The sequence below is a fragment of the Hoyosella subflava DQS3-9A1 genome (assembly GCF_000214175.1).
Lineage (GTDB): Bacteria > Actinomycetota > Actinomycetes > Mycobacteriales > Mycobacteriaceae > Hoyosella > Hoyosella subflava.
The window spans coordinates 2,476,867-2,498,727 of record NC_015564.1 but is presented as its reverse complement, the minus strand read 5'-3'; the positions used below and the strand labels follow the sequence as shown (position 1 = coordinate 2,498,727).

Genomic DNA, 21,861 nt, shown 5'->3' with positions numbered 1-21,861 from the left:
GGCTGTCACTTCGTTTCTGAGGGAGGAATCGATGAGGCCGCCTTACTCAACGCTGAGGCGGGGGTCCGGTATCGGAACACGCGTGCTTTTCGCCGCCACAATCGTCATGCTGATGCCAGTGTCCGCGTGTGCGGCACCGGCGCGAAGCACTGAGTGTTCGGATACGCGCCTTCATTCCCTGGATCACGACTGTTTGCGCTTCGGGATCAGCACGCCTGGGGGGCCGGCGGCGCTAGCCGAGTTCGAACGGGTGGCGGAGGCCGCCAGGCAGACACCTACGCTCATTCTCTCGTTCTCTGATTTCACGGCGCCACCTCCGATCGAGGGGCTTAACGCGATCATGTCGTTCGGCGCTGAACCTGTCGTCACATGGGAGCCCTGGCGCTGGCTCGGCGAAGACGAGTATGACGAGGCCGCCTTCTCCATGCAGTCCATTGCCGACGGACTGCATGACGACTATCTGTACAGCTGGGCTGATCAACTCGCTGCCTGGGGCAGGACCGTGTATCTGCGATTCGCGCACGAGGCGAACGGGACGTGGTATCCCTGGAGCGTCGCCCGGGGGACCAGCGCGGAAACTTACCTGGAAGCGTGGCGTCACGTGCACGACCTCTTTGCCTCTAAAGGTGCAGATAATGTCAAATGGATCTGGGCGCCGAACGTATCTTTCCACGGAAGTTCACCGATTGCGGAACTATATCCGGGCGACTCGTACGTCGATGTCGTTGGAGTTGATGGGTACAACTGGGGCACCACACACTCATGGAGTCACTGGATTGATCCCGCTAGCCTATTCGGCCCAACCCTGGACGAATTGCGTGCATTAGCGCCTGGCAAGCCCATTGTGATAACTGAGGTCGGCAGCGCCGACATGGGCGGATCAAAACCAGACTGGATACGCGAACTCGTCACTTTGCTCGACGAGGACACATCCGTCGCGGCCTTCATCTGGTTCGATTACGACAAGGAAGCAGACTGGCGGTTCTCCAGCACGCCGGAATCCGCGGCAGCATTTGCCAGCGCACTCAAGGAAAGACTCCGCTGACATGACCTCCTACATTGCCGACATACCCCAGGACGTTGAGCGACAGCGACTGCGAGCGGTCGAGCAGATTCATCTGATCGACACGCCACGTGAAGACCGCTTCGACCAAATCACGAGAATCGCGCGGCGCGTTTTCGATGTGCCTATGTCGACGGTGTCGTTGATCGACTCCGACCGTCAGTGGTTTAAGTCAGCGCAGGGACTCGATCTCGTTGAGGTGCCCCGTGACATGACTATCTGCCAGACGACCATCGCTCGCAGTTACATCGAGCCCGCTGATCCTATGCTCGTGTTGACCGACGCAAGCGATGTCGCTGAGTTCGCATCACTGCCCGGGGTGGGCGGCGAGGACGGTATCCGCTTCTACGCCGGGTACCCGCTTTACGGGCCGGGAGGTCACCCGGTCGGTGTGTTCTGCATCTACGACACCGAGCCACGCACCCTTGATGCTGACCAGCTGAACGCCTTCGAAGACATCGCGGCCTGGGCCCAGCGCGAACTCGAGCGCTCCGCGGACTTAGAGCGAGCAGCCGAGGTGCAGCGTGGATTACTGCCAGCTGGCAACCTAGCCGTTGACGGATACGACATCGTCGCCACGTGCGTGCCCGCATTCGCTGTCGGCGGTGACTTCTACGATCACTACCGGACCCGGCGCGGTGTGCTCGTGTCGGTCTGCGACTTGATGGGGAAGGGGATGGGTGCGGCGATTCTGGCCGCGTCAGTGCGCTCAGCCCTGCGCGGCGTTTCACGCGCACTCGACGCGGCGACGCCTGAGACAGATCTCGCATGGGCAGTAGGCGCAGCCGCAGCCCAGCTGGCTGATGACTTCGACCGGACAGCCCGTTTTGCCACCCTGTTCCACGCCTTGCTAGACCCCGCAACCGGCGTTGTGGAGTACGTCGACGCCGGGCATGGGCTTGCGGCAGTGCGGAAGGCCGATGGCACAGTACGGAAGTTAGCTTCTTCCGGACTCCCACTGGGAGTGGCGGGGGACGGGGGCTGGCAGTCACACAAGATTGCTCTCGAACCGGGGGACATGCTCGTCTTATGCTCAGACGGGCTCCTCGATCTCATCGACGCGTCGGGCACCAACGCGAGCGCTCTACTGCCACCCCTGGCGAGGGAGGCTGGCGGGCCGTGGAGGCTTGTCGCGTCAGTCCATGGCCTGGCCTGCTCTGCCGCGCTACTGGATGATGTGACCGTTCTGGCGGTCGGTCGCGCCGCCAACGGCGGAGGAGCCGCGTGAAACCAGACCTCACTCGCCGCATTATCGCGCTCCGCGTCCTCATCCTGATCGCAGCGCTGCTCGGACTGAACTACATCATCTGGAGATGGATGTTCTCAGTTGCGTGGCCGGCGTGGTACATCGCAGTTCCGCTCGTCATTGCCGAAACGTATAGCCTGATCGACTCGCTCCTTTTCGGGCTTACCATGTGGAGGTTGCGAAGAAGAGGTGAGCCGCCCCCACCGCCACCCGATGCCACTGTCGATGTCTTCATCACGACGTACAACGAGCCTCTAGAGCTAGTTCTGCGGACCGCCGAAGCCGCCCAGCGCATCCGCTATCCCCACACGACGTGGATTCTCGACGACGGTGCCAGACCGGACCTTGCCGCCGCCGCGGAGGCGCGCGGTATCCGATACCTTGTGCGGGCCAGTGGCTGGACGAACAAACCGCGGCATGCCAAGGCTGGCAATCTGAGTAACGCACTGATGCAGACCGATGGTGAATTCATTCTCATTCTCGACGCTGACCAGGTGCCGAAGCCAGAGATCCTCGACCGTACACTCGGCTACTTCGAGGACGAGCGTATGGCACTGGTGCAAACACCGCAGTATTTCGTCAATGTTCCGGAAGGCGACCCGCTGGGTAGTCAGGCCCCGCTTTTCTACGGTCCGATCCAGGAGGGCAAAGACGGATGGAACGCGGCCTACTTCTGTGGTTCCAACGCTGTCCTGCGCCGCGAAGCGCTCATGCAACTCGGCGTCACCGGCTACGTCAAGGCGGTGGAAACAGATATTCGTCGTGCGCTGCGTGCCGCTGCCAAGGTCATCGACAAAGCGCGCGCTGACCTCGACGGCGCCTCGCCGCAATCACGTGCAGCGCTCGACACCGTGCGCTCTGCAGTTCGTACTGCCCAGAACGACCTCCGCGACGGTCGCGCCTTTGCAGAAGTAACGTACGACTTTCAGCAGCAAGTCGACGCTGCCGCACGGGAAGTCGTCGATGCGGACGTGCTCAGCATGCGGGCCGACCTCGAAGCTATCGCTGAATTATCTGACCTAGCGGACGACCGTGAAGCCGGTGCGGAGTTCGTCCTGGACGAGACTGCCCACGGCTTGCTCACGCAGCGCGAATGGTCGCCACTCGGCGCGATCGAATCGGTGCGCGCGATCATTCGGGCAGTCGACGTAGGTCGTGAAGCGGAAGCACAGCCGATGCTTCCCATCTCGACGATCTCCGTCACCGAAGACATGGCGACCTGTATGCGAATGCACGCCCAGGGCTGGCGCTCCGCATTCCACAACGAGATCCTTGCTCACGGCCTCGCGCCGGAGGACCTGAAAACCATGCTGACCCAGCGCCTCCGCTGGGCGCAGGGCACTGTCCAGGTCATGTTGCGGGAGAACCCTCTCGTCCAGCGCGGCCTATCTGCAGCCCAGCGGTTAATGTACTGGGCCACGATGTGGAGTTACCTTGCAGGCTTCGCCGCGGTCATCTATATCGCCGCTCCGGTGCTCTACCTGACCTTCGGCATCATGCCGGTGCAGGCCTGGAGCGTCGACTTCTTCATCCGGCTCATCCCGTTTCTGCTGGTCAACCAGCTGATGTTCTTCGTCGTCAGTCGTGGCACGCCGACGTGGCGGGGGCAGCAATACAACCTTGCTCTCTTCCCCGTGTGGATCAAAGCGTGCTACACCGCCTTCCGCAACGTCTACTTCAACAAGCCGCTCGACTTCGCGGTCACACCGAAGACCCGACAGGATTCTCAGGGCAGGCAATGGTATCTGGTGCGGTACCAGCTGCTAGCGATGGTGATCCTCGTCCTCGCGGCGCTAGTCGGTATCGTGAATCTCGCTACCGGACTCATCTCGCCCCTCGGTTTTTGGGTCAATATTGTTTGGATTGTCTTCGATCTCGCCATCCTTAGTGTGGTTATTCAGGCGCTTCGAATGAACAGGCAGCAAGAAGGAGCAGCATGATCGAGTTCAGCACCCGCACAGCTGAAAGCGGCGTCGCCATCATTGAGCCGAAGGGCCGACTCAATATGGTCGCGGCTCCGCGCCTGCGGGAACTCATTGAATCCACTGTTGAGGCTGGTGCCACCCGAATCGTCATCGACCTCAGTGCCACCGATTTCATCGACTCATCAGGCCTGGGCGCGCTCATCTCGGGTCTCAAGTGCACTCGTCAAGCTGGCGGCGACCTTCGCATTGCGCAACCCAACGCCCAGATCGAGACGGTTCTCTCACTGACGAACCTGAACCGCGTTCTCAAGGCGTATGCCTCGGCTGAGGGTGCGTTCAGTGCACAGTGACGACGGGGCCCTCACTTTGACGGCGACGGCGCACCCTGAAGCAATCGATGCAGTGCACGAGCTGCTCGCACAGTTGTGGGAGGGCACTCTGAGCGCAGACGACATTCATCGGATGCGATTCGAGACCGCCGTAGCCGAAGTCGCCGGGAATATCGTCACCCATGGACGCGAGAGCGGCACGCGAACCTTCACCCTCACGGTCGGAATCACTGACGGCCTGCTTGAAGCGCGTTTCAAGGATGATGGCACGCCGCAACACCTCGACCTCACATCAGTTTCGCTTCCTGAGGATCTCGCTGAGTCGGGTCGCGGCCTCGCAATTGCGAGTGCCTTACTCGATGAGCTGCACTATCGCCGCGCGCCCGGCGAGAACACCTGGTATTTGGCGCTCCGCGTGTGAACTGCGGGCCAATGACTTTGCGGCCGCTGCATCACCCGAACGGTGTCCACATGAGGTTGTAGGTCCATCCCAGGCTGACGAAAAGAAGTGCCGCGAGCGCGACAAGTGAATAGTGCACACGTCCGAACGTGCTCCACCACCCGCGCTTCCACGAAACTACTGCCGCGACGACACTGCCCGCCGCCGCCAGCGCGCCCACCGTCACGGGAAGTAGCAGCCAGGCAGGACTGGTGAAAAGCCATTGTTCGAGAACGGCGTTGTTCGCGAGTCCGTAGGCAAGAAGCGCGATCAGCGACGCGCCCGAGGCGGCTGCAAGGCCAGCAGTCAGGCGGGCGAGGGAAGCGCCCCGCGGGCTGCCTCGGTGTGTGCGCCGCCGGATCCACCGGATTGCCGCGGCGACAGGCCAGGCGAGTACCGTCAGCAACACCAATGTCGCTGCGGCCCAGCTGATGAGGTGTGCGCGGGGCTGTTCGTACCAGGCAACCTTTTCGTACGCTTGGGTGGGGTTGATGTTGAGCGCAAGTGCGATTACATGGCCGTCCTCTTCAACGAACGCGGCCATGTCCTCCCCATTCTCGGCGACGAAGAGCCCTTCACCCGCCGGGAACCACGTTTGGTCGAGAGCAGAGAAGCCGTCGATCGACAGAGTGCCGTTGTCGTTTGCGCTGACACTGAGGTTGTCCATAAAGACTCGAAGCTTGCTGAAGTCAGTGACGCTGTTCCGGGTAGTGACGAACGTGCCCTCGTAGCGCGAGAGATCAACGCTGGGGTCCGGTGCCGCGTCCGGCCATGCGGATTCGGCTGCGAAGGTGTCGAGGAATTCCTTGACCACGGAGAACCTTAGGTCCTCCAGAGGATTGTCGGCCGTACTGTTCTCTCCATCGTCTCCGTTGACCGCCACATAGATGCCCATATCGAGCTCCGGCACCACTACGTACATCGTGTGAATACCGGGCAGATCCCCACCGTGACCGAGGCCTGACGGCGGACCGAGCTGAAACTGCCAGGTACCGTAACCAGCACCGGTTACTCGCGGATCCATGCCCGACTGCCGGGTCAGCATTTGCCGTGTTGATTCAGGGGAGAGAACGCGCTGACCGTCGAGTTCACCCCCACCCAGCAGCGTCCGCATGAACTTGGACATGTCTTCCGCAGTGGAAACCGCCGTACCCGCTGGGGCCCCCGCGAGATGAATCTCCTCCGTAGGTGAACCATCCGCGTAGTAGGTGGTCGCGACATCGTACTTATCTCGCGCTTCGCTCGCGGGAAGGAACTCGGTCGACGCCATTCCCAACGGACCAAATATGTTCGCCGAGGTGTAATCCTCGAAAGACATCCCTGCGACCTCTTGCACGACATAACCCGCAAGACTCATTCCGTAATTCGAGTAGGCGACGAACCGTCCTGGCGGCTGGACGCGTTTCATTTGTGTCCGCGTCACGTACTCCTCAAGCGTCGGCAGCTCGTCAGCACTGCGTGCACCGTCTCCGCTAAGCGCATCCTCAAAGCCAGCAGTATGCGTCAGAAGATGGTGCATTGTGACTGGCTGACCTGGATAGGTGTCCGCTACTTCCACGCCCTGCCCTAGGTATGTGTTGATGTCCGTGTGCAGATCGAGGAGTCCGCGGTCTACGAGCTGCAACACCGCCATTGTGGTGAAGGACTTCGCTACGGATGCGGTTTCGAACGCTGTGGATGAGGGCGAGATTGGCTGCTGCTGTTCGACATTGGCATAACCGTAACCCTCGGCCGCGGCCTGCTCGCCGTCAGCGACGATCACCGCCACGATGCCAGGCGCGCCGTGCTCGTCAAGCAGTGCGGGCAGCCGCTCATCGAGGAAGTTCTGAGCGGTCTCTCGGGTTAACTCGACCGCTGCAGAACCGGAATCCTGGGCGGCCGCGGCAGCGCTAGAACTGATGATTGCTAGGGCAGTAGCGACTGATACGAACACGCCGCGGTGACGTCGGAGGGCAACCATCACGAGTCCTTCGTTCGTTCGAAAGGTACCTACACGACATTAGGCGTGAAGGGCGATCTTGACAGTGCCGTGGGCACCCTAGTTTCGGTAGGGCTAGCACTACCGCGCTCCAGCATCCGAGGACCAGGACTCCGCCCGCTTACCTTCGAGGTAATCGACCCAATGACGTCCGGTCCGCACAATTCTCGGTAAGACACCGGCCGCAACCGCGGCCACCGGACGGAGGAGAGAACGATGCCCACGATGGACTCCAAGCGCTGCAGTGCCTATGCGATCGCTTACCTACGTGACGTCGAGGTAGGTCGCGAGATCGTCGAATACATCAGCCGGATCGACGGCACCCTCGAAAAATATGGTGGGCGATTCCTCGTCCATGGCGGAGCGCTCACCGCAATGGAAGGGGAGTGGCCGGGAGACGTCATCATTATCGAATTTCCCAGCCGTGACGACGCGCTCGCGTGGTACAACTCGTCCGCGTACCAGGAAATCTTGCCCTTGCGCACAGAGCATTCGAACGGCATCGCCGCGATCATCGAGGGTGTGCCGTGTGCGTATCGCGCAACAGAGAAACTTACCCAGCTGTGACGCCTGCGTTCACTGGCCACGCAGAGATTCCAATAGCCACAGCCATACCTCGCTGACCGTCGGAAAAGACGGCACAGCGTGCCAGAGCGTCTCGAGTGGCACCGCGCCAACAACTGCGATCGTCGCGGCATGAATTAGTTCGCCTACGTCCGGGCCAACAAAGGTTGCGCCGACCAGGCAGCGAGTTCCCTTGTCAACTACTAACTTTGCGTGGCCCTCGAAGTCGTCCCGCGAGAGCGCGGATCCAGCCACCGCGATGTTGAGCTCCGCTATTGTCACGTCGTAACCCTCGCTGGCGGCCACCCTTTCCGTGAGACCGACGGATGCGACTTCCGGTGCGGTGAAGACGACCTGGGGCACGTGGTGCAGGTCCGCGGTTGCTCGGTACCTAGATTCCTCCAACGGGTGCCCATCGGCGCGAGCGGCTATCACGTCACCACAGACCCGCGCCTGGTATTTACCCATATGTGTGAGAGGCGAGCGGCCATTGACATCGCCCACTGCGTAGAGCCAGTTGCCTTCGGCATCTCGAGCTGTCATATGGTCATCAACGTCTACGTGACGGCCCTCTTCGATCCCGATCGTGGCAAGGCCTAGTCCGTTCGTTGACGGCGCTCTGCCCGCGGCGACGACGATCTCATCTGCCTCGAGAGCCGCATTGCCGAGATCAACAGTAACGGGACCACCGTGGATCATTCCTTCGCCGGTGTCGCGGACCGTTGGACGGTCCACGCTTTGGGGGCTAGTGCCGAACAGAATCTCCACACCATGCCTGCGCAGACCATCGGCAACCCGTTCACCAACGAAAGGTTCCGCCTTTGGCAGCAGAGATTGTCCGCGTACCAACAGTGTGACCTTCTCTGCACCCAACGCAGCGAACCACGTGGCACATTCGCATGCCACCACACCGCCGCCCACGATCACCACCCGCTTCGGCAGTTCGTGCAAATTAGTCGCGTCGCGGGATGTCCACGGAAGTGCGGCGCGAAGCCCGGGCACATCCGGGACGCTCGCTGCGGTCCCTGTTGCCAGTACCACCGCGTGACGGGCCTGTAGTGTCCGATCGCCGACCCGGACGAGCCGCTCACCAGCTAGCTGCGCAGAACCGCGAATTACGTCGATGCCGTTATTGTTCGCCCACTGCACCTGTGACGCGTCGTCATGGTTGCTGACGAACGCGTCACGCCTGGCATACACCGCGTCCCGCTTCAACCCCCCGGGTGCGAGTCCCTCACTCACACCGGGCATCGCCTGCGCTGCGGATAGGAGGTGCGCGGGCCGCAGTAATGCCTTACTCGGCATGCACGCCCAGTAAGAACATTCCCCGCCGACCAGTTCGCGTTCAACGAGCGCGGCCGTCCGGTTGCTACCCGCGATCGCGTAGGCAGCTGCGTTCTCACCGGCAGGGCCGCCACCGATCACAATAACGTCGTACGTGTCCTGGGTCATAACCTACGGTAACCGCCGCGCACCGGGTCACGGACAGGTATGACGACTATTCCAGGGCTGTCTCACACGGCGGCTCGTGAACCGTACGGCGCGCGTCGTACCAGCTGTCGCCCGCCGGTTTGCCGTCCAGGTTCCAGCTCCACGAGACGGTAGGTGTGACGCGTATGAAAGTGCCGGGGCCAACGATTCCGACGCGTTCAAACGGTTGTTCGGCACGGCCATAGACCCTGATTGAACGCGCGATGAATGGATCGAGCGAGACAAGATCGTCTATCACAAGCGCGACCTTGTGGTGGCTGCCAGCGACGTTGCGGAACTTGCGTGTTCCCAGAACGTCTGCACCGATTCCGCCTATCCAGAAATACGTTGCATCGAATTCGAAGGCTACCGGGACAACGTCGGGCTGTCCGTCGCCGGAAACGGTCGCGAAACGGGCTACCGGCTGCGAGCGCATATATTCGACTTCTTGATCAGTGAATGTCATCAGATGGGGTTTCCCTTGGACTCGGTGCGACCACTGAGATAACGCGGTTGCGGATGCTGTTCCTGCAGGGCATCCGGCGCGGAGAGGCGCCACGCTTCGTATAGGAGCTCACAGAGTTCGTCCGCTTCGATCCGTTCCAGATAGACGACCACCCAGCCGAATCCACCAGCCGTGAACTGGACTTCGAACACGTCGGGTCGCTCCGCGACTAGCGCCGCCTGCTCGATCAAAGTCTGTTTGAGGCCAACAGTCTGCGTGCGAGGCCAGTAGTATCCGAAGCGTTTGCCGTGCACGCTGAACGACGTATAGTCGCGGCCCTGAGATTGCTCGACACCCGCAAGGGTGTCGAGCATCCGGAAGAACAGATCACTGTCAACCACAGTTCTCACGCCTTAGTTCCACACGACAAGTCTGACCGATTCCGAAGTGTCATGGCCGTCATATTCGGACATGGGCCGGGCCTGTCGTGCCCCGTACGACAAGGTGGGGTTCGAAGACGATCTCCCGATCATTGATGTCAGCAGCACCCTCAATACGGCCAATCGCACGCTCAACGGCAATTCGGGCGAGTTCGCTAGCATCCTGTCCGACAGTCGTTAGGTCCACGTGCGACATACTAGCGAGGCGACTGTCGTCATAGCCGACCACGGAAATGTCGCCTGGCACCGAAATCCCTTCGCGCAGGAACACATCAAGCACACCAACGGCGCACCGATCGTTGAAGGCAATAACTGCGGTTGGCCGCGGACTCAGCGCAAGAATCTCCCGCGCCACCCGCGCGCCTTGCTCCTCATCGGCGCCTCCTGACAGGACGATGGCACCCTGCGCTAACCCACTGCGTCGCATCGCTGTCATGAACCCGCGGCGTCTGTCCGCAGCTCCTGGAGCTTTGCCGCCATCTATTTGCGCGATGTGCTGATGTCCCAACGCGGTGAGGTGGGTGACAGCTTGGTGGACACCAATGTCGTCGGCAGAACGAACGACGTCAACGGTCTCCGCGGCTTTGCCCCGTAGGCGACGAGCAACTGAAACGATCGGGAGTTGCTGGCCGAGCTCATTCAGACGATCGGGTGATTGCTGGGGTCCGAGGAGTATCAGTCCGTCGCAGCGGTGTGCAAGGAGGGATTGCACCGCGCGGTCCTCGCCGCGGGCAGGAGTGACGGCACTTAGTGCTACGTCGTACCCTGCTTGTTCAGCAGCGGCATAGATACCTTCGACCAGGTCGCCGTGAAACGCTTGCTGCAGGTCAAACTGCACCCCAATAAGCCTGGTGTGCCGCTGCCGAAGCATCCGTGCTCGGGCGTCTGGCTGGTAGCCAACTTCTCTCGCCGCCTCCAGGACTCGCACCCGGGTCTGTTCGCTCGCGCCTTTGGCTCCACGCATGACGATCGAAGCGAGCGCCGTTGACACACCTGCCCGCTGTGCCACCGTGACTAGCGTGGGTCGCTTCACGACAACAGGGTAGAACCAGGGTTCTCAGCGGATGTCAGTGGGCGTACGGGTGCACCCGTTTCTACTGATTTGATCGCGGCGAGTGCAATGGCAAGCGCTGCCCGTGCGTCCGATCCTGTGACGTCCGGTGCACGGCGTTCACGCACGCATCGCGCGAAGTGCACAAGCTCATCGATATATGCGTCTCGAAACAGATGCTGGTCATACCGTACGGTTTCAGCCGATGCGCCGTCTGAGGTGTACGTGGTGGAATGAGCGTTCAGGAGATCGCCCATCGTTACGAGGCCGCCTGAGGCAAAGACTTCAGCGCGGACGTCATAACCATAGACTGCCTGGAAACTCGCGTCTGCGGTGGCGACGGCCCCGTTGTCGTAGCGGATCAGGACGACAGCGGTATCAAGCAGGCCTTGTGCCTTGAAGTCAGGCCGTATCACCGCGTCCGCAGTCGCGTACACCTCTATCGCTTGTGCTCCAGGGTTGAGCCAGTTGAGCGTGTCGAAATCGTGGATGAGTGTCTCCATGAAGATCGTCCACTGCGGGATGCGGGATGGATCAGCGAGCTTAGGGTCGCGCGTGTTCGACCGCAGGAGCTGCGGTGTGCCCAACTGACCGCTGGCGATCTTTTCCTGTCCCGCGCGGAAGCCGCGATCAAATCGGCGATTGAAGCCAACCTGGAGCGGCACGCTCGCCGTTTCTGCCGCCGCGATTGCCTCATCGGCTTCCTCGAGCGTCATTGCCATGGGCTTTTCGCAGTAGATCGCCTTGTTGGCCTTCGACGCTGCGACGACGAGGGCTGCATGGGTACGCGCGGGCGTCGCGATGACTACCGCCTCGATGTCCGAATCGGCCAGCAACTCGTCGATACTCGTGTACGCCTTGGGGCAGTCTAATTCCTGGGCGAGGCGGTGGGCGAGGCCGGGAGCGGGATCGGCGATCGCCGCGAGACGTGCTTCCGGGATACGACGTGCGAGGGCTTCAGCGTGAAATGCGCCCATTCTCCCGGCGCCGATGAGGCCTACGGATACTGGCAAGGATGAGGTGATCATGAGTGTCCTTATCTGGGTTCACAAGTTAGGGGATGCGGCAAACGCGTGACGGAATCGTTCGACAGCCAGGTGGTCGTCGCCGCTCGCCCATGCCTCCATCGCTATCGAGCCGTCGTAGCCGACATCGGCAAGGACTTGCGCGATAGCTGGATAGTTGATTTCACCCGTTCCGGGCTCACAGCGGTCGGGTACATCAGCCACCTGGACCTCGGCAACTAGGCCAGCGCCGACAGCGCGGCGCGTCAGTTCGATGAGGTTTCCTTCACCGATTTGTGCGTGGTACAGGTCCAGGTTCATCCGCAGGCCTGGGCTGTTTACGGCCTCCACGAGCGCGAGGGTGTCTGCAGCTCTGCCGAAGGGTACACCTGGGTGATCTACCGCTGCGTTGAGGTTTTCCAGCATGAATGTGACACCCGCCCGTTCGCCGAGCTCAGCAATTCTAGACAGGGTCTGGAACGCGGTCAGCCACATTGCGCCAGTAGTTACGTGCGCAGGATGCACCGGGAGTCCCTGTGCATCAAGACCAGTGCCGTGGAGATTCAGCCGGGGGCAGTTCAGCTTCTCAGCAGTCTTGATGGCCTGCTGCGCTGTGCGCAGTAACTCGTCGGCGCCCTCTGCATCGGTGAGAGTGCCGCGCAGATAGCCAGTCATTGAAGAGAATCGCGCGCCACTGCGCGCGAGGGCGTCGACGTCGTGTTTGCTCCAGTCCCAAATAACAGCAGCGAACCCCGCGTCGTCAAGCGCGCGAACACGCTCTATCAGTGGACGGTCGAGGTATACCATCTCTGCGCACACTGCCAGTTGTGTCATGGGACGATGCCTTCCAAGATGTAGAACGTTCTAGTTGACCAAATACTAGAACGTTCTAGTGGGAAGGGCAATAGGCCAACGGCGGCCCGGCACCTCACGTGGCTTGTTACATCCCGTAGGACTTCCGCAGACGCCTGATAGCGCGCGCGTTGCCTGCCAGTAGCAGGAGCAGGGGAAGCGCGAACAGTGCGGCGCTCGCCAGCGACAACTTCGGCGTCCAGCGCGTATCGTCCGCGAGGGTCGGCTCAGTGAGTGCATCGGCGTAGCCAACGTAGATCAGCAACGCAGCGAACCCGCACGAAACAAGAAGGACAAGGATCGCCGCTGCGGACGCGCCGCGACTGAAACGCGGCAGCAGCGAAGCAGTGACGAGACCGCCGATCATGATGGGCACGGTGACGACAGCACCAAAGAAGAGCAGAAAGAACCAGTTGAAGACGGCGTCAGCCAGCCATGACGTTCTTCCCACCTCATTGAACAGGAACGTGAACGGAATGAGCGCCACAGTGAAAGCTAAAGGTGCCGCGGTCATTCCAATCGTCCACCGACGCGCCGACTCCATACCCATCGGTCGATTTTCGCAGACGGGTGGCGGGTCAGGAATCTCCGAGACCGCGCGCCGCCAGTGCTTCTCCTGTCGCCCGAGCGTGCGCGACCGAGCGGACAGCCATAGGGACGAGGAGGGCGCGGGGACTTCGCTCTAGGCCCCGTGCGCGGGCCGCCTCACGCGCCTCATACGCGACCGAAAGCAGAGCCGGTATTGCGCGCAGCATGAGTCCGATTGCCAGGCCGACTGTGTCCGGGTTGACCCCGACATGGCGCAGTGGGCGCAGTGCACGCGTCACGGCGTCGAGTATCGCATCCGAGGAGGTCGTCGCCGTGACAACCGTCGCGAGGACCACGATTGCAAGCATGCGGGACGTCACCTGCACCCCGTGGGCGAGGTCTGCCTGCCACGAGTGGAAGCCAAGAAGGATGGCCGCGATAACCAGTAGCGGCCGCAACGCGCGCATGAAGGTGAAGACGTTGGTGCGTGACCAGATGACACATCCACCCGCTGCCACTAGCGCCGCCACCGCAAGTTCTGGGGTTCGAATAGCGAGTGCTGTCGCACCGAAGCCGCACAGTGCAACGAGCTTGACCCCGGCAGGCAAGCGATGAAGCACTGTCGTGCCAGGCTGGTAGAGGCCGAGCAGATTGGGCTGGCCGGTCATGCCACAACTGCCTGGTAGTAATCAGTGGCAGCCTGCGCTGGTCCGTCAAAAACGATAGCCCCGTTCTCGATCACCAGGGCTCGGTCACAGCGGGACGCGAGTTCTAGGTCGTGGGTGACGATCACGAGCTGCTGGGGAAGTGAAAAAAGATAGTCGCCTATGCGGCGCGTGTTTCGCAAGTCAAGCAGCGTTGTCGGTTCATCGGCGACGAGAACGTTGGGCTCAGCGGCAAGTGCTCCCGTAAGTGCCAATAGCTGTCGCTGGCCGCCCGATAGTGAATGCACGCTGACGTCTGCGAGGTGATCCAGGCCGAAACGCGCGAGCCAGGCGTGCGCCTCCATGCGCCGCTCGCTCTTGCTGAGTTTCCTCCGCCGCAACGAGAGCGCCACGTCCTCTGCTGCTGTTGGCATCACAAGCTGCGCGGCAGGATCACTGAAGAGAAAACCGACGCGTCGCCGAACCGCGGCACCGTGCTTGCGAGTGTTGAGGCCATCGATAAGCACGGATCCCGATGACGGCTGAGTGAGGCCATTCAGTAAACGGGCGAACGTGGACTTTCCCGAACCGTTCGGACCAATCAGCGCGATGCGCTGTTCGGTTAGTGAGGCTGTGACTGGACCGAGGATTGCTTTCGCGCGATGGGGTTCGGGAAGCGTAACCGTCGCATCATTTAGTTCAATGCGTGCCATTGGGCTGCCGCGAAGTGTCAGGGCTTACCACGTGGTTTGCTGCAAAGCGCCGGGGGAGCAGGTCGGGAAAGGCCCGGTGCACGGCGGTGGCGACTATCGCCATGGCAATGTTTTTAATGACGTCGCCTGGCCAGAAGGCCACATCGAGTGCGAGTGCCTGGGCGAGGGAAACATCCAGCTGGATCGACAGTCCGATAATCCCGAAGGTGTGGATAAACGCGAAACTGCTGGTAATCCCTGCTAGAAAGACGAGCGGGGTCTGCCATCTCACGCGTGTCCGCAGCAGCTGTTCCACGAGGAATCCGCACAGCGCCGCAGCAAAGGGGAAGGCCAGCAGGTACCCGGCTGTTGGGCCCGCGAGGACACCTAGCCCGCCCGCTCCTCCTGAGAAGATCGGGAGGCCAGCGAACCCCACGAGCAAGTACAAGCACACCGCCAGGGAGCCGCGACGTGCGCCAAGTACAGCTCCTGCGAGCAGGACCCCAAACGTTTGCAGCGTAATTGGCACGCCACTTGCGGTCAGTTTGATCGCCGGAAGAATCGCGCAGACGGCGATCAGCGCGGCGAAAAGGGCCACGAGCGCCAGGTCAGCGGTTGTGTCGCGAGACCTTGTCAGTTGTTTTTCCATCGAAGAATTCCGTTTCTGCCATACCTGAACAGTGTTCACCTGAATGGTGTTCAGGTTAGCCGATATGCTGGGCGTGTGGCTAACTCACTCGACGACGTCATCGATGGCGCGCTTCGTGTACTCGACGCACGGGGGATGGAGTTCTTCTCCATGAGACGCGTCGCAGCCGAACTCGACGTCCAGCCGAGCGCGCTCTATCACCATGTAGAGAACAAGCAGACACTGCTGACTCTCATGGCAGCGAGAATCGTCGGACCAGTAACTATCGACGAGGACCTCGGTGCGGCATCGCATCGGCTAAGGGACGCCATGCTGGGCATCCGTGATGGCGCCGAAGTGGTCGCGACGGCGACAGCATTCCGGCTTGGAACGTCCGATCTGGAAGCCGAGCTAGCTAAGTACTCCTCGCCCGACGTCGCTCGCACGCTCTTGATTTATGTCATCGGGCACACCCAGGCCACCCAGTTGCACAGTCAGGCAAGCGCACTTGGACTGATACCCCACGATCCCGACCTCGACGAGTCGTTTGCCCGCGGCCTCGCGATCATCTTGGACAGTTGACACCTCCGTCTGGTGTGTCTGTTTTTGTCAGGGGTGGTGGGTAGGTTCGTTCGTATGTTCGATTTGCTGGTGGGGGCGCTGGATGGTGTCGGGGTGCAGGATTTCGGGGAGCTTGATGATGCGGGGGTGATCGCGGCGGCGGGGGTGTGGCATCGGCTGGAGTCGGTGGTCGCGGAGCGGAAGTACGCGGCTGCCGCGGAGTTGTTCCGCCGGTACCGGGCGCGGGAGGACGAGCAGGGCGGGTGGGTGCTGGATGCGTATGAGCAGGCGGAAGCGGAGATCGGTGCCGCGCTGGGGCTCAGCCGCCGCGCGGCCGGGGATGTGGTGAATTTCGGGGACGCGCTCGCCGCGCGGCTGCCGCGGTTCCGGGAAGCGGTCGCGGCGGGGCTGGTGTCGGTGTATCAGGCCCGTCAGGTCGAGGTCGCGACCCGGAATGTGACCGGGACCGCGATCGGGGCGGTTGAGGAGCAGATCCTGGCGCGGGTGCTGGCCAGGGGTGGTACCGCGTCGGGGCGGCGGTTACGGGATCTCGCGGACCGGGTGATCACCGCGGTGGATCCGGACGGGATCCGGGTGCGGCGCCAGCGCGCGCAGGACGAACGGTATGTGGAGGTCTCCGCCGCGGAGGACGGGATGGTGCATGTGCTGGCCAGTCTGCGCGCGGACGAGGGACGGTTCCTTGATGCGCGGGTCACGGAAATGGCGAAAGAGGTCTGCGCGCAGGACCCGCGCCCGTTCCCGGTGCGCCGCGCGGACGCGCTGACCGCGCTGGTCCATGGTGAGCCCCGCCTGGCGTGCCGGTGCGGCAGCACCGGCTGCACCCAGCGCGGTGCGCTGCCTGCCCGCCGGAAACCGGTCGTGCACGTCATCCTCACCGACACCGCACTGACCGGGCAGGACCAGAACACCCCGGCGTATCTCGACGGGTACGGCATCATCGACAGCGCCCTCGCCCGCGAGATCGCCGCCCACGCGATCATCCGCCCCCTCACCCCCAGCCAGACACACCCCGCAGGTCCGGCTGATCCGCCTGTGCCAGGCGATCCGGTCCCGTCTGCCCCGGCCTGCCAGGACGACGCGGCGCTGACGTACCGGCCCCGCCTGCAGGTCGCGGACCGGTCCCGCGCCGAGCACGGCACCTGTCAATGGCCGCACTGTGACCGGGCGGCATGGGACTGCGACCTCGACCATAACGATCCGTTCAACCACACCGACCCGGAAGCCGGGGGCCGCACGGTCGCGGCGAACCTGGGCCCGCTGTGCCGCGGCCATCACCGGATCAAAACCTTCTGCGGCTGGACCTTCACCCCCAGCGGCGACCGCACCATGGTGCTGCACGCACCCAGCGGACTCACCTACACCCTCTACCAATCCGGGCCCGTCGAACTGCTCACCGGCGCCCCACCCGCGTTCCCCAGCCCGAACACAGAACCCGCGGGACTACCGAAAAAAACCCGCACCCGCACCCAACACCGCGCCGCCCGCACCCGCACCCAACACCGCGCCGCCCGCGTCCGCACCGAACGCGGCATCAACCACGCCACCCGCTGCCACAACAACACCACCACCACCAGCACCGAACCACCCTTCTAACACCAACACACCCCACAACCCGGCCGGAAACACCCCACCCGCCGGGCACACACCCACACCCAAAAACTGGTCTTCATTTTGAGCGTCGGAATCCGCCCTCAGAATTGATCACCTGGCCGACGACCCAACGTCCTTCGTCAGTTGCCAGCCAAGCGATTAACCGTGCCGGGTCATCGGGTGTTCCCACTTTGCCCCGAGGGAACGCGGCGTGTACTTCCGCTACCAGCGATACGTCCCGATCGGTTGTCGCTGCTGTGAGGTAACCGGTGTCGACCGGGCCGGGATTGACGGTGTTGAGAATGATGCCGCGCTCAATCAGTTCTGATGCGACCGTCTGAGTCATTCCCGCCAGCACCGATTTCGCGGATCCGTACGCAACTTCGTCACGCATGGGCCCGAGATGCTGACCCGAGGTCATCCAGATGACGCGCCCTCTGTCAGTTATTTCGCTTCGGCCGGGACAGAACTGCCGTGCGAACGCTTGAGTCAGTAGAAGGACTGAGCGTGCGTCCACGGCCCAGTGTCCGTCGAGCATGTCGGCATCTATGTCGAAGAGGCTCCCGTCGTTGCCGCTTCGTGCATGGTTGGCCACCAGGATATCGACGTGCCCGAAATTGCGGACAGCCTCATCCATCACCTGTTGCGGCGCATCGGGATTAGCGAAGTCGACGCTGCGGTCCACTACCTGCGGAGCACCGGGTAGGCCGCCTAGCAGGGCGTCAATGTCATCAGCGCCCCACGGCTGTGCTGCGTCATGTGGAACCCAATGAGTGAGGTATAGCCCGGCACCGAGCGCAGCGAGACGTCGCGCAACGGCATAGCCGATTCCCTGACGCCGGCTGACACCCGTGATCAGCGCGACGCGCCCGGACAAGCTACGACTGTTCATCACGCTTTCATTCCACTGCGCGCGGCGGAGCGCCGCAACCGAATAAAGCCATCTCGCTCGAAATCTAAACTATTAGCTCGTATCAGCGCCGTCTTTGATATTTCAATATTCAGGGCTGTTTGTTGAAATTGAAACTGTTGGACTGAGTCTAGCTGTAAATTCGCAAATCTAGTATTTCAAAGCTGACTAATTGGCGCTAAAATAGCATAGTTATCCAGATCTTTAACCCAGCCTCGGAGGCCACGATGGCTCTCAAACAACGAATTGGTCAATTCATGATAGTCGGCGCCCTCGCGGCGGGCGTCACGATTGGGGCGCCCGCGGTTGCAAGCGCTGCTCCGGAAATGTGGCCGCATCCGCATTTCTGCGTCTATCCAGGCGGCTTCGGGACTCAGTGGGAAGTATCGTTCTTCCGCGTCACGTTGTTCACGACACCCTGCATCTGAGGCCCGACTTGCCCGGGCCCTGCGACACCGCGGGTAACTAGTTGAATTCGATTTCAACGTCGTCGGTCAGGGGAACTGATTGACAGGCGAGGCGTACCCCTTGCTCCAACTCGTAACTGTCGAGCGTGTCGTTGCTAAGAAGCTTCACCTCACCGCTAATGAGGGTGAATGCACAGGCGCCGCAGGAACCTTCACGGCATGCGTAGGGAGCGTCAATCTCTTGGTCCAATAGCAGATCAAGTAATCGGGACTCACGGGGCCATTCGAGTTCGTGCCTGTCACCGGCGATGTCAACAGTGGCGCGGACTGTGCACAGATCCTTTTCTTCAGGTCGTGGTTCGGATGCCCTGTCGGCATAACTAAATGGGTTCGAAGTCAGGGACTGAAATTTCTCGCGGTGGATGCGGCTGGTGGCCATGTTGCTTACTTGGAGTGCTGCTGCAGCAGCGTCCATGAACGGTTCAGGCCCGCACAGGTAGGCGTCGTGCCGATCGTTGACAGGGATGCTTGTGAGCCTCGCTGCGAGGGCGTCGGGATTGGGCAGTCCAGACTCACACTCCCGCATGTAGTACACCGTGAATCGGGAGGGGTGTCTGTGTTCGAGTTCTGCAAGCTGCGAAGCGAAGATCGTCGACTCGTGATCTCGGTTTGCATAGACGAGAGTGAGCGAGTTGCCGTGGTCGTGTAGTGCCGTTTTGAGGATGGACATGATCGGGGTGATGCCGCTTCCCGCCGCAAACAGAAGGAAATTCCGATCCCAGTCCTGCGGCGTGAATGTTCCGCGGGGTGCTAGGCAATCGAGCACCAATCCAGGAATAGCGTTGTCACACAACCAATTAGACGCAGTCCCGCCTGACACGCGCTTCACTGTTATAGCTGGCCGCGCGTCTGTAGCGGGTGAACTGCACAGCGAGTAGCAGCGACCGACCGATCCGGCGCCGCTGTCTGGAACGCGAACTGTAAGGAACTGTCCGGGTTGGTAAACGAGCGGTGCACCAGACGGCGGTGGTTCGAACACGAGGGTGGCTGCATCGGGCGTTTCGCGCACCACTTCGGTGATGGTGAGCTGATATCGGGGCGGCATCCTCGTGGCTCCTTCTAGAACTTGCCGAGACGACTTCTTACCTTGTTCCATTGTGCCATTGACAACTGGCACAATAGTGAATGATGCTATGTGCATGGTAGATCAGTCAACGTCGACGAGATCCCCGCTTCGCGCTGTGCCCCGGCGGGCATCATGGCGTTCGCGGGCAGCGGCAACTGGAACACGTTGTGTGCTGCGTAATTTGACAAATGTGGTTCCGCTCAACAACCCCGGTGTGTGGTTCGCACGACAGCTAGTGTCCGTCTCGATGGGGGTGCTCGGACCGCCCCTGCGTGGTACGCGCGTCGAACAGGTCAGGTCCGGCGCAGTCCGGGGGGAGTGGGTACGAGGGCCAGGTGTCACACAGTCCGATCGGGCGATCTTCTACATCCACGGCAGTGGTTATGTGGTGTGCTCAGCCCGTACGCACCGCGGAATCGCATCGAGGCTTTCGCAGGCATCTGGTGCGCCTGTTTTCACTGTCGACTACCGGCTGGCGCCAGAACATCCGTTCCCTGCCGCCGCACAGGACATCGAGACGGCCTATCGGTGGCTCCTCGGGCAGGGCTACGTGAGCGACCAGATAGTGGTCGCGGGGGACTCGGCCGGCGGTCACTTGGCGGTTGACTTGTTCATAGAAAACGCGCGCACCCAAACACCGCAGCCTTCCGCGGCGGTGCTGTTCTCGCCACTAATGGATCTCTCGCTTTCTCTTGCTGAAGCCAAGGAACGAACTCGCAGAGATCCGATGATCAGCGCCGAAAATGCACGAAAGCTGGTATCCCTCTACACGGGCAGGCACCCCGCGGATCATCCACGACTAAAGCTCGGTCTCGCTGCCGGAACCGCGCTGCCGCCACTGCTGGTGCAAGCAGGTGGGGAAGAGATGCTCAGCGCCGATGCCGAATACCTCCGTGCCCTCGTCACCCAGGCCGGGGGCAGTTGCGAACTGGAGATCTGGCCCGGTCAGATGCACGTTTTCCAGGCGCTGCCGCGCCTCGTTCCGGAGGCACGGCCAGCTCTGCGCCGCGCGGGGCAGTTCATCACCAGAGCTTGGTCCTCCCGCGACCTGTCCCTAACTGAGCAGGCAGGCTAATTATGAACCAGCACAGGACAAAGCCTTCGTACGGCGCACGCGCCGTGGTCACAGGTGCGGGCAGCGGCATCGGGCGGAGCATCGCCATTGAACTCGCCCGTAGAGGCGGCGACGTGATTTGCGCGGACGTCGACCGTGACCGGGCAGATAAGGCTGCACAGGAAATCAACGCGAAATACCCCGGCGCAGCCCACTCGTACTTCTGTGACGTCTCGGTTCGCGGAGACGTTGAGAACCTCGCCGCACACGCCGAAACCGTTTTCCGCGGTCCAGCCACGCTGGTCGTCAACAATGCGGGTGTCGGAATCGGTGGCAGACCGGTCGGCGAGATCGGCTTCACCGACTGGGAGTGGGCCTTAGGCATAAACCTTTGGGGAGTCGTCTACGGCTGCGAACTGTTCATGCCGCAGCTGCGGCGGACACAACCGGCCGGAATCATCAACGTGGCGTCCGCTGCGGGATTCGCAGCCGCGCCACTGATGGCTCCCTACAACGTCTCCAAAGCAGCGGTGGTATCGCTCTCGGAGACGATTGCCGCCGAACTCAACGGAACGGGAATCACCGTTTCGGTGCTATGCCCGACCTTCGTCAAAACCAACGTCGCCCGCGACGGGCGGATCACCGCTCAGTCCTTCAGGCTCGCTGACTTCCTCATGAAATGGACAGGACACTCACCCGCACGAGTCGCGCGCATGACACTCGACGCCCACGACAAAGGGCGTTTATACGTCCTGCCCCAACTCGATGCACATGCCCTCTGGCATCTCAAGCGCCACCTGCCCCGGCAGTACACCTGGGCGCTCGGGCTGATGAACAGAACCCTTCCGCGCGAGCAGGCGCAACCACCCGTACGTGAAACGACAGGAGCCTGAC

General features: G+C 61.8%; 24 protein-coding genes. 11 read left to right on the top strand and 13 right to left on the bottom strand.

All coding sequences use genetic code 11. The annotated features are described in order from the left end of the window. Positions 1–31 precede the first annotated feature (31 nt). The 5 genes from AS9A_RS11755 to AS9A_RS11735 are packed head-to-tail and all read left to right on the top strand — an operon-like array spanning position 32 to position 4,984. Positions 32–1,045 (top strand): glycoside hydrolase family 26 protein, encoded by a 1,014-nt coding sequence (locus AS9A_RS11755; protein WP_237707808.1) that lies wholly within the window; start codon positions 32–34, stop codon positions 1,043–1,045. 1 nt (position 1,046) lies between these two features. After that, the gene (locus AS9A_RS11750; RefSeq protein ID WP_013807236.1) at positions 1,047–2,291 is read left to right on the top strand and encodes a PP2C family protein-serine/threonine phosphatase; all 1,245 of its coding nucleotides are present in this window, start codon (positions 1,047–1,049) and stop codon (positions 2,289–2,291) included. Continuing rightward, the gene (locus AS9A_RS11745) at positions 2,288–4,249 is read left to right on the top strand and encodes a glycosyltransferase family 2 protein (RefSeq protein ID WP_013807235.1); all 1,962 of its coding nucleotides are present in this window, start codon (positions 2,288–2,290) and stop codon (positions 4,247–4,249) included. The genes AS9A_RS11750 and AS9A_RS11745 overlap by 4 nt, the downstream gene beginning before the upstream one ends. Then, complete coding sequence (locus tag AS9A_RS11740; RefSeq protein ID WP_013807234.1) at positions 4,246–4,584, top strand: STAS domain-containing protein; 339 nt, start codon at positions 4,246–4,248, stop codon at positions 4,582–4,584. The genes AS9A_RS11745 and AS9A_RS11740 overlap by 4 nt, the downstream gene beginning before the upstream one ends. Beyond that, positions 4,574–4,984 carry an ATP-binding protein gene (locus tag AS9A_RS11735; protein WP_013807233.1) on the top strand — a complete coding sequence of 137 codons (411 nt, stop codon included), beginning with the start codon at positions 4,574–4,576 and terminating at the stop codon, positions 4,982–4,984. The genes AS9A_RS11740 and AS9A_RS11735 overlap by 11 nt, the downstream gene beginning before the upstream one ends. A 31-nt stretch (positions 4,985–5,015) precedes the next feature. Here AS9A_RS11735 and AS9A_RS11730 read toward each other — a convergent pair whose 3' ends face one another. Beyond that, the gene (locus AS9A_RS11730; protein ID WP_013807232.1) at positions 5,016–6,962 is read right to left on the bottom strand and encodes a serine hydrolase domain-containing protein; all 1,947 of its coding nucleotides are present in this window, start codon (positions 6,960–6,962) and stop codon (positions 5,016–5,018) included. Positions 6,963–7,196: 234 nt separating this feature from the next. Here AS9A_RS11730 and AS9A_RS11725 point away from each other — a divergent pair, with 234 nt between their 5' ends. Next, positions 7,197–7,547 (top strand): DUF1330 domain-containing protein, encoded by a 351-nt coding sequence (locus tag AS9A_RS11725; RefSeq protein ID WP_013807230.1) that lies wholly within the window; start codon positions 7,197–7,199, stop codon positions 7,545–7,547. 9 nt (positions 7,548–7,556) lie between these two features. Here AS9A_RS11725 and AS9A_RS11720 read toward each other — a convergent pair whose 3' ends face one another. From AS9A_RS11720 to AS9A_RS11675, 10 genes are all read right to left on the bottom strand, one after another. Next, the gene (locus tag AS9A_RS11720; RefSeq protein WP_013807229.1) at positions 7,557–8,996 is read right to left on the bottom strand and encodes a dihydrolipoyl dehydrogenase family protein; all 1,440 of its coding nucleotides are present in this window, start codon (positions 8,994–8,996) and stop codon (positions 7,557–7,559) included. Positions 8,997–9,042: 46 nt separating this feature from the next. Beyond that, entirely contained in the window at positions 9,043–9,480 is a 438-nt protein-coding gene (locus AS9A_RS11715; protein WP_013807228.1) for a PPOX class F420-dependent oxidoreductase, read from the bottom strand. Continuing rightward, complete coding sequence (locus AS9A_RS11710; protein WP_237707807.1) at positions 9,480–9,869, bottom strand: MmcQ/YjbR family DNA-binding protein; 390 nt, start codon at positions 9,867–9,869, stop codon at positions 9,480–9,482. Before AS9A_RS11710 ends, AS9A_RS11715 begins: the two co-directional genes overlap by 1 nt. A 49-nt stretch (positions 9,870–9,918) precedes the next feature. Next, on the bottom strand, positions 9,919–10,932 hold the full coding sequence (locus AS9A_RS11705) for a LacI family DNA-binding transcriptional regulator (protein ID WP_013807226.1): 1,014 nt from the start codon (positions 10,930–10,932) through the stop codon (positions 9,919–9,921). Next, on the bottom strand, positions 10,929–11,978 hold the full coding sequence (locus AS9A_RS11700; protein WP_013807225.1) for a Gfo/Idh/MocA family oxidoreductase: 1,050 nt from the start codon (positions 11,976–11,978) through the stop codon (positions 10,929–10,931). Before AS9A_RS11700 ends, AS9A_RS11705 begins: the two co-directional genes overlap by 4 nt. Before the next feature lie 18 nt (positions 11,979–11,996). Further along, on the bottom strand, positions 11,997–12,788 hold the full coding sequence (locus AS9A_RS11695) for a TIM barrel protein (protein WP_013807224.1): 792 nt from the start codon (positions 12,786–12,788) through the stop codon (positions 11,997–11,999). A gap of 106 nt (positions 12,789–12,894) precedes the next feature. Then, complete coding sequence (locus AS9A_RS11690) at positions 12,895–13,320, bottom strand: hypothetical protein (protein ID WP_013807223.1); 426 nt, start codon at positions 13,318–13,320, stop codon at positions 12,895–12,897. Between the two features lie 64 nt (positions 13,321–13,384). Then, positions 13,385–14,002: an energy-coupling factor transporter transmembrane component T family protein gene (locus AS9A_RS11685; protein WP_013807222.1), complete on the bottom strand. Its 618-nt coding sequence runs from the start codon at positions 14,000–14,002 to the stop codon at positions 13,385–13,387. Continuing rightward, the gene (locus AS9A_RS11680) at positions 13,999–14,691 is read right to left on the bottom strand and encodes an energy-coupling factor ABC transporter ATP-binding protein (protein ID WP_013807221.1); all 693 of its coding nucleotides are present in this window, start codon (positions 14,689–14,691) and stop codon (positions 13,999–14,001) included. Before AS9A_RS11680 ends, AS9A_RS11685 begins: the two co-directional genes overlap by 4 nt. Then, positions 14,678–15,319: a biotin transporter BioY gene (locus AS9A_RS11675; protein WP_013807220.1), complete on the bottom strand. Its 642-nt coding sequence runs from the start codon at positions 15,317–15,319 to the stop codon at positions 14,678–14,680. The genes AS9A_RS11680 and AS9A_RS11675 overlap by 14 nt, the downstream gene beginning before the upstream one ends. Positions 15,320–15,394: 75 nt before the next feature. On the opposite strand from AS9A_RS11675, the gene AS9A_RS11670 reads away from it, so the two are divergent. Beyond that, complete coding sequence (locus AS9A_RS11670) at positions 15,395–15,880, top strand: TetR family transcriptional regulator (protein ID WP_013807219.1); 486 nt, start codon at positions 15,395–15,397, stop codon at positions 15,878–15,880. A gap of 54 nt (positions 15,881–15,934) precedes the next feature. Beyond that, complete coding sequence (locus AS9A_RS11665) at positions 15,935–17,473, top strand: HNH endonuclease signature motif containing protein (RefSeq protein WP_013807218.1); 1,539 nt, start codon at positions 15,935–15,937, stop codon at positions 17,471–17,473. A 73-nt stretch (positions 17,474–17,546) separates the two neighbouring features. Here AS9A_RS11665 and AS9A_RS11660 read toward each other — a convergent pair whose 3' ends face one another. After that, positions 17,547–18,362, bottom strand: coding sequence for an SDR family oxidoreductase (locus AS9A_RS11660; protein ID WP_013807217.1), 816 nt, complete (start codon positions 18,360–18,362; stop codon positions 17,547–17,549). Between the two features lie 245 nt (positions 18,363–18,607). Between AS9A_RS11660 and AS9A_RS11655 the strand changes: the two genes are divergently transcribed. Next, positions 18,608–18,808, top strand: a complete 201-nt coding sequence (locus tag AS9A_RS11655) for a hypothetical protein (protein WP_013807216.1) — start codon at positions 18,608–18,610, stop codon at positions 18,806–18,808. A 37-nt stretch (positions 18,809–18,845) separates the two neighbouring features. Here AS9A_RS11655 and AS9A_RS11650 read toward each other — a convergent pair whose 3' ends face one another. Beyond that, entirely contained in the window at positions 18,846–19,892 is a 1,047-nt protein-coding gene (locus tag AS9A_RS11650; protein ID WP_013807215.1) for a ferredoxin--NADP reductase, read from the bottom strand. 211 nt (positions 19,893–20,103) lie between these two features. On the opposite strand from AS9A_RS11650, the gene AS9A_RS11645 reads away from it, so the two are divergent. Together AS9A_RS11645 and AS9A_RS11640 are read left to right on the top strand one after the other, a co-directional pair. Next, entirely contained in the window at positions 20,104–20,988 is an 885-nt protein-coding gene (locus AS9A_RS11645) for an alpha/beta hydrolase (RefSeq protein WP_049793716.1), read from the top strand. 2 nt (positions 20,989–20,990) lie between these two features. Next, positions 20,991–21,860, top strand: coding sequence for an SDR family NAD(P)-dependent oxidoreductase (locus AS9A_RS11640; RefSeq protein WP_013807212.1), 870 nt, complete (start codon positions 20,991–20,993; stop codon positions 21,858–21,860). Position 21,861: the final 1 nt, after the last annotated feature.